The sequence below is a fragment of the Pseudomonas serbica genome, from assembly GCF_028823535.1.
In the GTDB taxonomy this organism is placed as follows: Bacteria; Pseudomonadota; Gammaproteobacteria; order Pseudomonadales; family Pseudomonadaceae; genus Aquipseudomonas; species Aquipseudomonas serbica.
In genome coordinates this window covers 1-866 of sequence record NZ_JAQIYM010000045.1, presented here as the reverse complement: position 1 = coordinate 866, position 866 = coordinate 1, and the positions used below count along the sequence as shown (strand labels likewise).

Annotated in this window: 1 protein-coding gene; it reads right to left on the bottom strand. The window is 65.9% G+C overall.

Annotated elements, in window-relative coordinates; translation table 11 throughout:
* Positions 1–866, bottom strand: an 866-nt coding sequence (gene hutU, locus NQL71_RS29665; RefSeq protein ID WP_274643791.1) for a urocanate hydratase, incomplete at both ends; no start/stop codon positions are given.

Genomic DNA, 866 nt, shown 5'->3' with positions numbered 1-866 from the left:
CGCTCGGCCGCTTCATCGGTACCGTCGCAGACAATCACCATGCCCGAGTGCTGGGAGAAGCCCATGCCGACGCCGCCGCCGTGGTGCAGCGACACCCAGGTCGCGCCGCTCGCGGTGTTGAGCAGGGCGTTGAGCAGTGGCCAGTCGGACACGGCATCGGAACCGTCCTGCATCGATTCGGTTTCGCGGTTCGGGCTTGCTACGGAACCGGAGTCCAGGTGGTCGCGACCGATCACGATCGGCGCCGACAGCTCACCGCTGCGCACCATTTCGTTGAACGCCAGGCCCAGCTTGGCGCGCAGGCCCAGGCCCACCCAGCAGATACGGGCCGGCAGCCCCTGGAAGCTGATGCGCTCGCGGGCCATGTCCAGCCAGTTGTGCAGGTGGGCGTCGTCCGGGATCAGTTCCTTGACCTTGGCGTCGGTCTTGTAGATGTCTTCGGCGTTGCCCGACAGCGCCGCCCAACGGAACGGGCCGATACCGCGGCAGAACAGCGGACGGATGTAGGCCGGTACGAAACCCGGGAAGTCGAAGGCGTTTTCCACGCCTTCTTCCTGGGCCATCTGGCGGATGTTGTTGCCGTAGTCGAAGGTCGGTACGCCCATTTTCTGGAAGTCGAGCATCGCCTTGACGTGCACGGCCATCGATTGCTTGGCGGCCTTGATCACGGCAGCCGGCTCGGTCTTGGCGCGCGCGCGGTATTCGTCCCAGGTCCAGCCGGCCGGCAGGTAGCCGTTGAGCGGGTCGTGGGCGCTGGTCTGGTCGGTGACCATGTCCGGGCGCACGCCGCGCTTGACCAGTTCCGGGAGGATTTCAGCGGCGTTGCCGAGCAGGGCGATGGAGATCGCCTTGCCTTCTTTGGTGTA